This window comes from Bifidobacterium oedipodis, assembly GCF_012932425.1.
Classification (GTDB): Bacteria; Actinomycetota; Actinomycetes; order Actinomycetales; family Bifidobacteriaceae; genus Bifidobacterium; species Bifidobacterium oedipodis.
This window is the reverse complement of the sequence record NZ_JAAIII010000003.1, coordinates 416,139-430,648: the sequence shown is the minus strand read 5'-3', so window position 1 is coordinate 430,648 and position 14,510 is coordinate 416,139. Positions and strand designations below refer to the sequence as shown.

Here is a 14,510-nt window from a genome sequence, read left to right as displayed (position 1 = left end):
GACACTCGCTCATGAAATAACCAAACACAACAAAACAAAGGAACCAACCGCCGACCATGTTCAATTTGAACGCCGACGGTGTTCAGAAAAAGTGCCGACGATGTTCACATCAATTTGACGAAAGACAACGGTACGGATGACGCGGTTTTGCAGATCGCGGTGGGCCACTTGCCGGGCAGCTCATTGCCGGTGGGCGGAGTGGGCACGCATGCGGTGGTGTCCGGGCACACCGGCCTGCCGAGCGCAAGGCTGCTGACCGGCTTGGACGAGCTGGCGGAGGGTGACACGTTCGCGTTCCATGTGCTGGATGGGACGTACACGTATGAGGTGGACCGTATCAGCGTGGTGCTGCCCGACGAATTGGACGACTTGGATATCGTTCCGGACAGGGATTATGCGACGTTGGTGACGTGCACGCCGTACGGGGTGAACTCGCACCGTTTGCTCGTGCGCGGCCACCGCATCCCCAACCCGAGTACCGCGGATGATACGGATTATGAGGGGTCCGGGCGCGTGTGGTGGGGTGTGCTTGTTGGGGTTGTGGTGCTGGTCGTGGGGGTTGCCGGCGTTCTGGTTTGGCGTTGCGTGGGTTCGTCGCGTCCTGTGGAGGGTGCGGCCCATGCGGGAAGGATGGTGTGATGGTGTCGTCGTCTGGGCGTGGTGTGTTCAGTGATGGTGTGGTGGCGTACTTGGCGTCCTTGCCGGTGGTGGCCTCGGTGTCGCGTGAGCGGATCGTGTATGCGGACGGGTTCAAGGTGGAGTGCATGCGCCGGTATTGCGCGGGTGAGCGTGCGTCGGCGATTTTCCGTTCGGTGGGTTTGGATCCGAAGCTGGTGGGTGCCAAGCGTGTGGAGCGTTGCGTGAACCGGTGGCGGCACGACGAGTCGATCATGCGCCGCGCCCTCGGCCAGGACACCGACAGCGAAACCGACGGCCAGACAACCGACAACAACACCAACAACACAACAACCAACCGTCAACACAACGGTACCGGGGAATTCGATATCGTATCGGCTCGGGTGTTGGCTGAACACATTCAGAAGCTGGAACAACAGGTTGCCATACTGCGCCAACAGCTTACAGAGCTGGAACGCAACGGGGCAACATCACATCCTAATTGACCGCCGCTTATGGATGCAATTGTGCTTCATGCTGGGATGACGAGGGATGCTATACAATGCGACGGTCGGCGGCCCAGCGGGTCAGTTCGGTGCGGTTGGAGAGCTGAAGCTTGCGCAGCACTGAGCTGACGTGCGTTTCAACGGTTTTGATGGAGATAAACAGTTCGGCCGCCACTTCCTTGTAGGTGTAGCCGCGGGCAATCAGGCGCATGACCTCTTGCTCACGGGCCGACAGCCGATCCAGTTCCTCGTCGTGCACAGGCATCGAACCACTGCCGCCCTGTCCCTCGCCAGCTAAGGGCTGACCTTGGAACGCGGAAAGCACGAAGCCGGCCAGCTTCGGTGAAAACACGGCATATCCCTCATGCACCTGTTTGATGGAAGAAATCAAATCCGCGCCGGTAATCGTTTTGGTCACATAGCCTTGCGCGCCCGCGCGAATCACCGCACCCACATCGGCCGGTGCGTCCGACACAGACAATGCTAGGAACACGGTGGTAGGGGAGTACAGGCGCGATTTGGCGAGAATTTCCGCTCCGCCGCCGCCCTCGCCGCCCGGCACATGCACATCCAACAACACCACGTCCGGTTTGGTTTGCGCAATCATCGCCACTGAGCCGGGCACATCGGCCGCCTGCCCGACGATGGTGAACGCGTCGCGCAGCGTGGCGATCACGCCTGCGCGGAACATTTCATGGTCGTCGACCACGGCCACTCGAATCGGCTTGGCCTCACTCTCGCTCATTGACTCTCCTTTGTCTGCTCGTTTGCGGCGGTCTCGGCAATCGGCATATGCATTCTCACTTCGGTGCCCCATCCGGGCTTCGACACAATTTCCACTGTACCGCCTCGTCGCTTGATACGTCCGATAATCGACTCGCGAATGCCCAAACGGTCAGCCGGTATCTGATTGACATCAAACCCATTGCCATGATCGCGCACGAACACCTCCACCAAGGTCGGCCCGGCCTCGCAATACAGCGAAATCGGCTCCCCACCATGCATGGCGGCATTCACCAAGGCCTGCCGTGTGGCGTCCAGCAGCGCATCGGTTTGGGCGCTGGGGCGTGCGTCGCCCACATTCACCACTTCGATGGCCTTGCCCGTATCGTCTTCCACGGCAGCCGCAATCTGCTTCAATCCGGCATTCACCGAACGATCCGATGTGGAACGCTCCTGATACAACCATTCGCGCAGTTCTCGCTCCTGGCCGCGGGCCAGCGTGAACACGGTTGTGGGATCTTCGGCATGCAGCTGAATCAGCGCCAAGGTTTGCAGCACACCATCGTGCAGATGCGCGGTCATATCGGCGCGTTCCTCTTCACGCTCCTTCAACGCCTGTTCGTGCGTGAGTTTCTGTACCAGCGCATTGGCTGAGGGCAGCACGGCCGCCACCACACACAGCAGCATGATCAGTCCGCTAAGCATAATGCGCCGCGGTGAGGATCCCAGGCCAGGAATGATGGCATTGCTGACATACAGCATCCATGCGGCGATGATGAGCGCGATACCGCCCAGCATGGCGGGCAGTTGCGCGCGCGGATCGCTGAAATACATCCACGCCACGCCCACGCCGGCCAATGCCAGCAGAAGGGGCGTCACTACTTCACTACCCACGCCCGAGCTGACTAGCAGCAGGGCGATGGCTATCAGCGCTATGCCAGCCAGTGCGATGAGCGCTGGTTTGGGTGCACGTTTCAGCGTTTCCGCCAACGATTCATAACTATTCGCAGATTGACTGGGGAAGTCCGCTGCATCCGTTGGTCCTGCATCGGCTGCGGTTGCTGGATCTGTTGATGGCGACAGAGGAGACAGAGGTGTCGTCAGTGGCACGGTGGCATTGCCGCGCGATAATGGTGCCTGAGCTACGGAAAGTGAGGCTGCCTGCGCGCGCGCAGCGGCTACGGGATCGCCGGCTGGCAGAAAAACCCACAGAAATATATAGCCGATTGCGCCTACCCCATATAGGCAGGTGAGCACGATAACTGCCAATCGCACCCATGCCACCGAAATCCCTAGGTGCAGGGCGATACCTTTGCATACACCGGCGAGCCATCGCCCTCGTTTTGGGCGCATCAATGGTAAGCGTGCTGGCAGCAGCGGAGCTGGGGTGCCTCTGAAACGATTATCGGGTGTGCCATACGGCATCGAACTTGGGTAGGCGTATGGGCGGGAATCGTAAGGCGTGTTCGCAGGCCATGCATACGATGGACCCGCATGCGGATCTGCATATGGTCCTGTCTGTGGGCCTGTGCGTGGGCTTGTGTATGGCCCGGGGCGCGGCGTCGGATTCCAAGGGAAAGTCATGGTTACTATTGTGCCGCGTTCAGGGCCAAATAACCGTGGTTTCCAGCCGGGTTCAGGGAACAATCAGGGTGTTCCCCCACGGTTGGGAACGGGCCGGATTGCTGTAATAGAACCATGAGCAATCCGAATATGTATACGTCGAATCCGAATGATTTTTCCGGTCGGCCCGGGCAGCCGCCCAAGGCCGGCAAACCCGAACCGCGCTTCTTTGCGTGGATTCGTTCCAGTGGCCTGATGCGCGGCGACGATCGATGGATCGGCGGCGTGTGCTCAGGCCTGGCCCATCGCTTGGGGTGGAGCCCCACGCTGGTACGCGCGCTGGTACTTGTCAGCACGCTGTTCTTTGGCTTTGGCGCGGCCCTCTATGCCTTCGGCTGGTTCCTGATGCCTGACTGGCGCACCGGGCGCATCCTGTGCGAGGATCTGATCGCTGGCGAATGGGATTGGAATTGCCTGGGATGCATTATGTTCCTAGCGATTGCCATCGTCATTCCTGGCGCAGGATGGGTGGCTATTGCGCTCGCCCTGCTAGCATTGTGGATGCTGGCACAAAGCGGCATCCGACAGCAGGAGGGTTACGGATTTGGCTACCGTGGCGGGCAGCCTGGTCCTAATGGTTCTGGGCAGCCGTTTGGTGGTCAGCCCGGTGGCCAGTCCAGTGGCCAACCATTTGGCGGGAAGCCTTTCAATGGTCAGCCTAATGGACAACCGTTCGGTGGGCAGACCTTTGGCGGACAGTCGTACGGAAGCCAGCCTTTCGGCGGCCAACCCGGTCAGTCATTTGACGGGCAAACTTTCTCCGGCCAGCCGGGCGATCAGCAGTTCGGTAGTCGGCCTGGCCAGTCTTTCGGCGGCCAGTCTGATCAGCCCACCCAGCCAAATCAATCCAACCAGACAAGTCAGTCTGACCAGCCGCGACAGTCTGGTTCCTCTGCGTCGTGGGCTGCGCCTGGCACCTTCCAGACGCAGCCTTCGAACGGTGCTGCACCGGCTTGGTCTGCGCCGAATACTGCTCAGACTCCGCCTCCGTCCGGCGGGCCATACGGTGTAAATGTTTCACAACCTGTTTCACGACAGCCCAATAATGTTTCACAACATGTTTCACGCTCTGTGACACCGCATGTCGTGACGGCAAAACCCATGCGTCGCAAGCCGGCCGGCCCAATCGTGGTGCTGTGCGTGCTCGGCCTGATCTTCGTCACCTTCGCCATCGTACTGGGACTGCTCCAGTGGTACGGAATGGGTATCGAATCGCAGCTGCGGGTGTTCACCCTATGGATTTGTGCGATATGCGTGGGGCTCGGCCTGCTGCTGGTGGGCCTCGGCATCCGCGGCCGCCGCAGCGGCGGTTTGATTCCAGTGAGTCTGTGCGCCGGTGCTTTGGCGGTGATCATGCTGTTCATGTCGGGATCATATGCAGCGCTCTACCACGACCTTACATACGTGCCGCACGTCAAGGGCAGTCACGTTGAACAAGTGATTGGTCTTGGTTACCAAGTTAATATCGATGCCAATACTCCGACCAATGATTATGGCACGGACTCGATTCGAGTGAACCGTCATTACTGGATCGCCGGCTCCAGTGATGGAACATTCTCGGCGCTGGAATCGGGGATTCTCTTCAAAGGTGACGATTACAACCAATCCAAAGCGCATATTGATTGGTCTGACTGGGGATCAACCCATAAGGCGCACGAACTGAAACTGAGCGACGGCACCAGCACCATGAGCAGCTGCCCGGCTGGTCAGATCTATGTGTCCGCCTATCAGGCACAGGTGCTGATCACGCTGCCGAAAGGCTGCTCCTACGTGTTCGGCGACACCTATCAGTACAGCTTCACTTCCCAAGTTGGTGGCGAGAATTGGGGCGTCAGAAACACCTTTGGCGTGTGGATGTCTTCGCCGCTGGGATTCGATGATGCCGATGACATGGACTACTTGTCCCCATTTAGAGAAGGCAATGATGACGGTGCCTATGACTGGGTCGATTACGAAAAGGCACCGGCGGATGGGCCGGAACTGTACATCAGCGTGCCATATGCGCTGGAGGGCTCGGTTCGCGTGCGGTACCCCGACGAAGGCAACGAGCGAAACTATCAGGATTACGCCGACTCATCTCACGTATCCACCAACAAGCGTGAGGACACCGACGCAACCGATAAGGAGACGGAACAATGAACGAGAACATCGCCGATACCAAGCAATTCAAGTCAATCGATGACGTAACCGACACCACAGCCATGCCAACGCAAGCGGACGGCGAAACGTCAACCACGATACTGCCGCTCGCAAGCGAAACCAACGAATCGACCACGATTCTGCCGGTCGCAGAAAAAGCGTCTGAATCTACTTCAGTGATGCCGGTTACTGACGGGCCCAGCGGGCCGAACGAATCGGCAACCGCGGTGCTGCCGGTCGCAGAAGAAGCGTCTGAGCCGATGACCACTGTGATGAATACTGCTGAGCCTGTCGTCTCCGAACCGGGGAAGGCTGATGTATTGGAGGCTGATACGTCGGAGGCTTCCGCGCCGGAAGACAGTCTGTCGGAAGCCGAACAGCCGGAAGACGCCGCATCCGAAGCGTCGACTTCGCTGCTGAATCAGCCGATTGGCGAGACCGAGGCCATTCCTCCGGCCAATGATGTGCCGTTGTATGCAGTAGCAGCTTCGCAGCCGCTATCGTCGCCGCAACCAACGCCACAACCGGCGCAACCACAGTCGGCATCGTGGCAATCGATGGAGTCGCGGCCGTCGGACGCCGCACCAGCCCAACCGGCGAACAGCCAGCAACCCAGCGCTGCCGAGCCACATACTCAGCGGCCGCAGGGGGTCAGCAAACTCACCATCGTATTTGGTGTGATCGGCCTGGCAATCGGAATCCCCGGACTGCTCTTCGGCATGATATTCCCCGATTTGCCGGTTCCGCAGTTCGTTGCCGATCCACAGGTGATGACGGCCATCGTCTGCGCGGCGCTCGGTCTGCTGCTTATCATCATCGCCATCGTCTGGGGTATCTCCGGTGCTCTGCGTAATAAGCGTGAGGCAAAACAGGAATAGCGCTTATTACGAATCGGTGCGAATCGGAACGTATCAGCACAAATCAGCGTTCCAATTCACGCTCCAAAATCAGCACTATGCCTGGGCGGCTTCCGCCTCATCCAATGAATCGAAGCCGCCCAGCGCAACCGTGTGAAGCAACGTTTCTTCGGTGATATTGCGCTGTGGATTAGCGGCGGCGCGCTCACTGATCATTGCCTCATATAAGTCAAAGGTACGGTCTGAATACGTACCAAGTTCGCCGCGCAGATAGGTTTCGAACGATGTGGCGGTGGGAGTGTCTTCGGCGGTGGTGAGCGCACGCATCGCCTCACCGAGCTTCAGGTAGCGGGCGCGGAAATCAGCCGCCCATGCCACCTGCTGCGCGATAATCTGTTCCTGACGTGCCACGCGCTCATCAGACAATTGCGGGATGTACGGCTTGATATTCGCAGCGAATTCCTCAGGCCAAGTGGAGGCCATCATACGGCCGTATTTTTCCGTAATGAGATTGCGTCCGCTCTCATCGGCCTTGGTGAGGTCATGCTCGTAGCTTTCCAACAGATTCTCAGGCCAGGTGAGGAACTGCGCAAGTCGCATCTGGTGGAAGGTCGGCCAATTGCCTTGGCAGGAGGCGCGTCCGCCTTCGTTGTTGGTGTTTTGGAACTGATTCCATTCGTGGCGCACGATGGTTTCGCGTAACGCGTCGATATCAGACATATTGCTCCTTGGGTGTTTCTGTGGCCTTGGAATGGCTCTTTGCCGGAAGAGGTGCGATTCCTGCGCGGTCGAACGTTGGGGCTAACGCGGAAGCCGTGCCCACCGGCGGTATTTTCGAACTATAGGCTGTGCAGCACAGGGTCGTCGGAAGTGATATGTTCCTCGACATACGGGCGCTGCCATTCAAGGAAGGTCTCGTTGGATGTGGTCAGCTGCTCACGTTGCAATTCCTTGACGATTGCGGCGGCGACGCGTTCAACAATCGCGTTGATGCGTTCGGCGGCAGGGGCGGAACCCTTGCCTCCCTCACCAAAGCCGGCACCGCCATAGCAGGCGGCGGAAGCCAGCTGCATCACCGTCTCCAACTGTTCGCTCACATCGGGCAGCAGCGCGAACATCGAGCCAGACAGCTTGCGCAGCGCCGCGAACCGCCACTTGTAATACGGCAGATAGCCGGCCACCATCGGCACATTAATCAGGAATACCAATGATGCTGAAGCCTCAATGAACTCGCTGATCGACAGCCAAGCCGCAGCGCCATCGCCGCGCTTGAGCGAACGCGGCAGATTATATTGACCTGCCTGCGCGATCATGCCCAGACGCTTGGAAATCAGTGCCAAGCGCACATCGTCGGGCATATCCTTGAATCCCTGACGTGTTTTGGAGAACGATCCCGTGGGGTCGGCGAATACCTCGCCATTGGTGGCCGCAGCCAATGTTGCTTCATCCAGCATCAGCCATTCGTGTGGTTTGTCGGCTGCGGGGGCCTTGCGATACCCGGTAATCGACTCGAAGAAGTCGCCGATGCGGAATACGCCATCGCGCCGGTTCGCACCCTGCGCGCGCGGAGTGGTGGGGGAGAGCGTGGCGTTTGCCGTGCTATCGAATGGCGACGCTGCCGAAGATTGTGCTGCGGCTAGGAACTGCGGGCGTCCCTGTTCATCTACCGTATAGCTGCGGGGGAGCGCTTCGTAATCGGCCTGCAATTGTTCGCCGATGGCGGCATAGGTGTCATCGTCCAGCCATAGGCAGAAGCGTGGGCCGAAATCGTGATCCTGCGAGTATGCGTCGTCAAAACCGTAGCATTCCGAACCATGCCCCACCAGACCGGCGGCGATATGGCCGGCGTATTCGGGGTATCGTTCGGCGATCATCGGCTTGCCAACCTGCGTCCAGAATGCCTTGGCTAGCTTTAGCCCAGGGACGTGGAGTGTTTGGCGTGCGGCAGCTGCTTTCACATCGGTAGATTGGTCGTCAGCGGTTTTCACGTCGCAAGTTGCCTGTGCGTCGGCTGAATTCCCGACACTTGCCGGGTTGATGGACATATGCGCCGTATCAGCGGTTTTCGCGTCGTTCGAGCTTGTGCTGTTCGCGGTCGCAGCGCTCGTCGCTCCGGCAGTTCCGTCCGCCTGCGCTGCCGTATTATCACCGTTGCGGCGGGCAGCCTCCTCAGCCTGCTTGAGGTTGTCTGCGGTAATACGCCAGTAATCGGTATCCGTGCCGTAGCATTCCTCAATCACGGCGAGGGCCTTGCGGTAGCCCTCAACGGCTTCTGCATAGCGTTGCTCGGCGAAACACACCTGCGCAAAGCCGGCCAATGCGGACGCATAGTGCGCAGAATGCTCCAAGTGTCCGGTTTTGTAGATATCCAAAGCGCGTGCCGCGTGATCGTGGGCCTCGCCAAGCTTGCCTTCGGCGAGCAGCGTAAGCGCCAGATTCGTGTTCGAACTGGCCACGTCGATATCGGCCTGCGGATTCACGCTGGACGTTTCGATAATGCGCAGGGCCTCGCGCAGTTCGCTTTCCGCCTTATCCAGCCGGTTGGTTTCGCTATACAGCATCGACAGATTATTGTGCAAAGCAGCCAGCCTGCGGTCGGTCGGTGCCATAGCCCGCTCGCTGACCGACAGGGCCTGCGCATACAGATCCTCGGCCTGGTCATATTGTTTGGCCGCGCGCATGGCCGTGGCGCAATTAATCAGCGTGGTGGCCCATGCCTCGTCGGTGGTGGTGGTCAGGCCCATGCGGGCGGCGAGTTCCAGCGCCCGCTGCACAATCCACTGGTTCTTCTCATGCCAGCCCTGCGAGCGATAGAACCCCATCGTTTCGTTGAGCACAGTGAGCAGACCGGCCTCGTCGCCGGCGTTCTCCGCGTCCACCATCGCCTGTTCCAAGTACGGACCGGCCTCGCGGGAGGCGGCATGACGGTCGAAAATGGCGTCAAGTCCGGTCAGAAAATCGTTGACATCGAATGAGCGCGCGCTATTTGTATCTGTGTTTGTATCTGTGCTGGTAGCTGCGCCCTCGTCGGCACCTTCATCAGCATCACTATCAGCAAAAGCATTCGTATCATCCAAATCGCCTGGTCCATGCGCGAACTGGGCGGCAAACTGCTCGAGCAGCGCTTCTTCGTCTACCATGACGAAACCTCCTCATCCATCGATCTGCCTACCAGTGTAGGCCGAAGGTCGAGGATGAGGAGGTTCGTATGGTTGTGAGCTTGCTCTCACTGATTGGCTGTTTTGGCTGCCGTGGCCACTGTGGCTGCCGCGCCTACTAGCCGACCGGCTCAGTCCACCTTGATCTCGCGCATGCGCTCAATGGCATCGGTATGCGTTTCGTAACGCAGCGAGAACAGCACCAGCAGAGCCACGGCGATAATCGCCAACGGCACACCGCCCAGGCCGGTGAAGTGATAATTCATGCCCGACATGGTGAGCATCGCGCCACCGACGGCGGATCCCACGGCGTTGCCACCGTTGAAGGCCACCTGCACGCTGGCACCACCGATCAGCTCGCCGCCGCCCTTGCCGGCTTCGGTCATCAGCAACTGCTGCGGAGCCGAAATAAAGAACAGGCCGAACGCGATCCAGAACGTAAGTATGGCGGTGGTGACCAGATTGCCGGGCACAAGGAACACCATGAGCAGACCGAGGCAGGAGATGAGCTGTCCAATCGCGGCAGTGCCGGCATGACGCCAGTTATCGGTGATTTTGCCGCCCACAAGGCCGCCGACCACCATGCCGAAGCCGGCCAGCATCATCAGCATTGGCACCAGATTGCTGTTCCAGCCGCCAACGTTCTGCAGCCATGGGGAAACGTAGCTCCACCAGCAGAAGACGCCGGCGTTGCCGGTGAACACTGCGCCGAGCACTAGCCAGGGGCCGGGCTTGGTCAGGAACTTGAACTGGCCCATCAGACCCACATCCTTGACAGCGGGGATGCGCGGCACCCAAGCCAGCACCAGCACAATGGTCATCACAGCCCAGGCGGCCAGCAGACCGAAGGTAAGTCGCCACGACAGGAATTCGGCCAGCAAGGTGCCGACGGGCACGCCAATCATATTGGCCACGGTTTGGCCAGTGACCATGGCGGAGATGGCCTGCGCCTCCTTGCCCTTATCGGCCACGGTTTTGGCGATCAACGTGGCCGTGCCGAAGAATGCGCCGTGCGGCAGGCCGGAGATGAAACGGGCAACGATCAGCATCGGCGAATTGACGGAAACAGTGCTCATGGCGTTGCCCAGTGCGGCCAGCACCATGAAAATAATCACCAGAGTGCGCGGGGGAATGCGGCGGCCAAACACCAGAATCAACGTACCCACGCACACGCCGATGGCATAGGAGGAGATGTAATTGCCGGCGAACGGAATCGAAACATGCATGGCCTCGGCGGCTTGCGGCAGAATACCCATCATGGCGAATTCTGCGGCACCGAGGATGAACGCGCCGGCGGCCAGCGCGAGCAGGCTCTTCTTCATATCGTGTCCTGAACAAGTAGTTATGGGAATTGGGAAATAAGAAAGGGAATCACTGAATTTCTTCAGTGATTCCCTTTCAGTCGTCGGGCTGGCGGGATTTGAACCCGCGGCCTCTTCGTCCCGAACGAAGCGCGCTACCAAGCTGCGCTACAGCCCGTTTTGGCAACGTCTGGCATATTACAACGGTTCTGCCGACAAATGCAAATCAAGTGTGTCCTTCGGCGTTTTGCCATAAATCGCGCGCCTTGCGTACACTGTGAAACCATGACTGAAGCTGTTGAAATCACTGAAAATATCGAAGAAAACGAGGGCGAAGCCACGCCCGCCCCGATGACCACCGTCGAACGCGCCGAAATGCTGCTCGCACAGGATGCCACCATCCGCGAGAAGATCCGCAACGGTGCCACGCTGGACGAAGCCGTGGATCCCAGCAATAAGGAGTTCGGCCCGCAGGCCCACCCCGAGCAGGTGCAGATGCGTGTGGCCAAGCGCGCCATGATGCTGGAATCCGGTATTGCTCCCTACCCGGTGCATCTTGATGTGACCGACACCATCGAAGCTGTACGTGAACGTTATGACGGCAAGCTCGAAGCCGGTCAGGAAACCGAAGACATGGTGGGCATCGCCGGGCGCGTGCTGTTTATTCGTAACGCTGGCGGCCTGAACTTCGTGCAGCTTTCCGCCGGTGGCGGCACCAAGATCCAGGCCATGATCTCCAAGAAGGAGGTCGGTGCCGACTCCCTTAAGCAGTTCAAGCAGCTGGTGGACCTGGGCGATCACCTGTATGTCAAGGGTCGCGTGATCTCCTCCAAGACCGGCGAACTGTCGGTGTTCGCCACCGAATGGGCCATCGCGTCCAAGGCGCTGCAGCCGCTGCCCGCCCTGCACAAGGACCTCAACGAAGACACCCGCACCCGCAAGCCGTACATCGGCATGATCGCGGACGAAAAGATCCGCAACATGGTGCGCAACCGTTCCAAGGCCGTCTCCTCGTTGCGCCGCACCTTCGACAGCCACGATTTTATCGAGGTGGAAACCCCGATGCTGCAAACCCTGCACGGTGGCGCGGCCGCCCGCCCGTTCACCACGCATATGAACGCCTTCGACCTTGACCTCTACCTGCGCATCGCGCCGGAACTGTTCTTGAAGCGTTGCCTGGTCGGCGGCATCGACCGCGTGTTCGAAATCAACCGCGACTTCCGCAACGAAGGCGTCGACGCCACCCACGCCCCCGAATTCACGATGGTTGAGGCCTATCAGGCCTACGGCACCTACGACACCATCGGCGCATTGGTTAAGGAACTCGTGCAGAAGACCGCCATGGACGTGTTCGGTTCGCACAAGGTCACCCTGCTTGACGGCACCGAGTACGACTTCGGCGGCGAATGGAAGTCGATTTCCATGTACGACTCCCTCTCCGAAGCCCTGGGTGAGGAAATCATCCCCCACGATCCCGAAAACCCCGAGCCCAACGGCACGTCCGTGGAACATCTGGGCGCCATCGCCGACAAGCTTGGCGTGGATCGTGACGACGTGGAGAACCACGGCAAACTCGTCGAACACCTCTGGGAGCACTTCTACGAAGACAAGCTCTACGAGCCGACCTTCGTGCGCGACTTCCCGGTTGAAACCTCCCCTCTGGTCAAGGGCCACCGCACCAAGCCCGGCGTAGTGGAAAAGTGGGATCTCTACGTGCGCGGCTTCGAGCTGGCCACCGGTTACTCCGAGCTCAACGACCCGATCATCCAGCGCGAACGTTTCGTGGCCCAAGCCAAGGATGCGCTCGCCGGCGACGAAGAGGCCTGCGATATCGATGAGGACTTCCTCGAAGCCCTCGGCGTGGGCATGCCCCCGGCAGGTGGCATGGGCATGGGCATCGACCGCCTGCTCATCGCCCTCACCGGTGCCACTATTCGTGAGACCATCACCTTCCCCCTGGTGAAGCCGCTGAACTAAGCGGAGCTTAGTTCATATCGGCTTCGCGCGAGGCGGTCGTAGAGGAAGCCCAGTGGGCTTCCGCGCCGCCGGAGCAATCCTTATAAAAAGAAGCCGCTGAACTAGCGCCCCATTTGCCTTTGGCGCCACGTAAGTGGATCATTGCAACATCACTACCCCCAAAATGCAACGGTATTTTGGGGGTAGTGATTTATGGACGTGTCACTACCCCTGAAATATGTCGATATTTGTGGGGTAGTGACGGTTGTCTTGTGTCACTACCCTTGAGATACTGCTATATATTGGGGTGGTGATTCAACCGACAAATCACAACCTAAGGAATATGACGATATGTGCTGGGTTGTGACATCTGCCTGGTATCACAGCCCGCACAATAGCCCGATATTGTCGGGGTAGTGATAATCGCGAAAATCACAACCCCAGTAATATGCCGATATTTTCAGAGTTGTGATTATTCTTTCGACAAGACGCTGGCGTCTATACTTGGCTGTTATGAATATGGGGATGTGGATACGGGGAATGCGGCCGCGTACGTTGCCCGCGTCGATTGCGCCGGTTGTTCTGGGTGCCTGTGCGGCATGGGAGTCGATGAGCCATTTGGGAATGTGCATCCTGATATATCCCGAACCGGAATCCTGCAAAATGAATGCTGCGCGGCTGCACATATTGGAGGCGCGATTCTGGGCGGTTGCCGTATTATGCGCGCTGGTTGCCCTGCTGATGCAGATCGCAGTGAATTATGCCAACGACTATGCCGACGGCGTGCGCGGCACGGATGAGGGGCGTTCCGAAGACAGGTCGGAGAACGGCATAGGGCGGGCACCGACGCGTTTGGTCGCTTCCGGAGTGCCCGCGAACCGTGTGTTGGCCGCCGCCGGCATATCCGCGTCGTTGGCCTGCCTCGCGGGACTTGCCATCGTCGTCATGACCGGATACTGGTGGTTGGTGCTCGTGGGGGCGTTGTGCGTCGTTGCCGGATGGTTCTACACCGGCGGCTCCCATCCATACGGGTATGCCGGATTCGGTGAACTCGCAGTGTTCGTGTTCTTCGGTCTTGTTGCCACGCTAGGCACTCAGTTCGCCCTCGCTGGCGAAATCACAGCTTTGGGTTGGCTGTTCGCCGTGCTGGGCGGACTGAACGCCGTGCTGATCCTCATGGTGAACAACTTGCGTGATCGAGTATCCGATCTGGCACACGGCAAACATACTGTGGCGGCACGATTGGGCGAACCGATGGCGAACATGCTATTCGTCGTGTTGGCGATTGCCGCGGTGGTGTTGTCTGTGGTGACGTTGTTGTTGGCCGTTAATATACCGGGAAATGGATTATCGGCGGTGTTGGAACCGGCAATCGCTGCCTTCGGTGGTGGTTCAATCGCCGTCAAGACGGTGATGTTCGTGGGGATGTTGGCAAGCGCAGTTTCCGGCTATTGTTTGATTCGCAGGGTCTTGTTGATGCGGTGGGGAAGTGCCCTGCGTCTTGCGGGAATGAACACCCTTATCGTGCCGTTGACCATGATGCTGATGTTGTGCGTGGCTTGATGCTTCGTGTATGAATCCATATCCCCGTACCAATTCGTGGGCAGCGACCGCATGTCGGATGACGTCAGG

At 59.1% G+C, this 14,510-nt stretch carries 11 protein-coding genes and 1 tRNA gene; 6 read left to right on the top strand and 6 right to left on the bottom strand.

Annotated elements, in window-relative coordinates:
• The first annotated feature begins 114 nt into the window (after positions 1 to 114).
• Positions 115 to 639 (top strand): class C sortase, encoded by a 525-nt coding sequence (locus tag G1C95_RS06875; protein WP_205832740.1) that lies wholly within the window; start codon positions 115 to 117, stop codon positions 637 to 639.
• On the top strand, positions 639 to 1,121 hold the full coding sequence (locus G1C95_RS06870) for a hypothetical protein (RefSeq protein WP_169172201.1): 483 nt from the start codon (positions 639 to 641) through the stop codon (positions 1,119 to 1,121). Before G1C95_RS06875 ends, G1C95_RS06870 begins: the two co-directional genes overlap by 1 nt.
• Before the next feature lie 49 nt (positions 1,122 to 1,170).
• On the opposite strand, the gene G1C95_RS06865 is transcribed toward G1C95_RS06870, so the two are convergent.
• Together G1C95_RS06865 and G1C95_RS06860 are read right to left on the bottom strand one after the other, a co-directional pair.
• On the bottom strand, positions 1,171 to 1,866 hold the full coding sequence (locus G1C95_RS06865; RefSeq protein WP_169172200.1) for a LuxR C-terminal-related transcriptional regulator: 696 nt from the start codon (positions 1,864 to 1,866) through the stop codon (positions 1,171 to 1,173).
• Positions 1,863 to 3,269 carry an ATP-binding protein gene (locus G1C95_RS06860; protein ID WP_240947469.1) on the bottom strand — a complete coding sequence of 469 codons (1,407 nt, stop codon included), beginning with the start codon at positions 3,267 to 3,269 and terminating at the stop codon, positions 1,863 to 1,865. Before G1C95_RS06860 ends, G1C95_RS06865 begins: the two co-directional genes overlap by 4 nt.
• 288 nt (positions 3,270 to 3,557) lie before the next feature.
• On the opposite strand from G1C95_RS06860, the gene G1C95_RS06855 reads away from it, so the two are divergent.
• Entirely contained in the window at positions 3,558 to 5,606 is a 2,049-nt protein-coding gene (locus tag G1C95_RS06855; RefSeq protein WP_417852264.1) for a PspC domain-containing protein, read from the top strand.
• The gene (locus tag G1C95_RS06850; RefSeq protein WP_169172197.1) at positions 5,603 to 6,484 is read left to right on the top strand and encodes a hypothetical protein; all 882 of its coding nucleotides are present in this window, start codon (positions 5,603 to 5,605) and stop codon (positions 6,482 to 6,484) included. The genes G1C95_RS06855 and G1C95_RS06850 overlap by 4 nt, the downstream gene beginning before the upstream one ends.
• Positions 6,485 to 6,559: 75 nt before the next feature.
• Here the strand turns inward: G1C95_RS06850 and G1C95_RS06845 are convergent, their stop codons facing one another.
• From G1C95_RS06845 to G1C95_RS06830, 4 genes are all read right to left on the bottom strand, one after another.
• The gene (locus G1C95_RS06845; protein ID WP_169172196.1) at positions 6,560 to 7,183 is read right to left on the bottom strand and encodes a DUF4125 family protein; all 624 of its coding nucleotides are present in this window, start codon (positions 7,181 to 7,183) and stop codon (positions 6,560 to 6,562) included.
• A gap of 119 nt (positions 7,184 to 7,302) precedes the next feature.
• Positions 7,303 to 9,603, bottom strand: coding sequence for a DUF4037 domain-containing protein (locus G1C95_RS06840; RefSeq protein ID WP_169172195.1), 2,301 nt, complete (start codon positions 9,601 to 9,603; stop codon positions 7,303 to 7,305).
• A 149-nt stretch (positions 9,604 to 9,752) separates the two neighbouring features.
• The gene (locus G1C95_RS06835; protein WP_169172194.1) at positions 9,753 to 10,943 is read right to left on the bottom strand and encodes an MFS transporter; all 1,191 of its coding nucleotides are present in this window, start codon (positions 10,941 to 10,943) and stop codon (positions 9,753 to 9,755) included.
• Between the two features lie 83 nt (positions 10,944 to 11,026).
• A tRNA-Pro gene (locus G1C95_RS06830) sits at positions 11,027 to 11,100 on the bottom strand.
• A gap of 107 nt (positions 11,101 to 11,207) precedes the next feature.
• Here G1C95_RS06830 and lysS point away from each other — a divergent pair.
• Together lysS and menA are read left to right on the top strand one after the other, a co-directional pair.
• Entirely contained in the window at positions 11,208 to 12,899 is a 1,692-nt protein-coding gene (lysS, locus tag G1C95_RS06825) for a lysine--tRNA ligase (protein ID WP_169172193.1), read from the top strand.
• 519 nt (positions 12,900 to 13,418) lie between these two features.
• Positions 13,419 to 14,441 (top strand): 1,4-dihydroxy-2-naphthoate octaprenyltransferase, encoded by a 1,023-nt coding sequence (gene menA, locus G1C95_RS06820; RefSeq protein ID WP_240947468.1) that lies wholly within the window; start codon positions 13,419 to 13,421, stop codon positions 14,439 to 14,441.
• Positions 14,442 to 14,510 lie beyond the last annotated feature (69 nt).